Below are 456 nucleotides of genomic sequence, written 5' to 3' on the forward strand. Positions count from 1 at the left end.
CGAGCAGGACGATCGCGGCCGGCACCAGGGCCTCGGGCAGGTCGCGGGCCAGGGCGCGGCGCAGCTCCTGCGGGTCGGGGTGCGCGCCCGGCGCGGGCACCGCGTAGGCCACGAGCCGCGCGGGGCCGTCGGGTCTGCGGCGGGCGAGGACGGCGGCCTGGGCGATGCCGGGCTGCGCGCGCAGGGCGGCGGCGACCTCGCCGGGCTCGACGCGCTGTCCGCGGATCTTGACCTGCTCGTCGGCGCGTCCGCGGTAGTCGAGGGCGCCGTCGGGGCGGCGTGCGGCGCGGTCTCCGGTGCGGTAGAGGCGCGCGCCGGGCCTTCCGAACGGGTCGGGCACGAAGCGCTCGGCGGTCAGGCCGGGGCGTCCGAGATAGCCGCGGGCGAGGCCGGTGCCGCCGATGTAGAGCTCGCCCACCACCCCAACCGGCACCGGGTGCAGCGCGTCGTCGAGGA

Annotated in this window: 1 protein-coding gene; it reads right to left on the reverse strand. The window is 79.6% G+C overall.

Annotated features, from left to right (window positions below; translation table 11 throughout):
* On the reverse strand, window positions 1-418 hold a 418-nt coding region (locus ACLBYB_RS32760), incomplete at its 3' end, for an AMP-binding enzyme (protein WP_447701374.1).
* Window positions 419-456: the final 38 nt, after the last annotated feature.

It is taken from the genome of Methylobacterium sp. D54C, assembly GCF_053345595.1.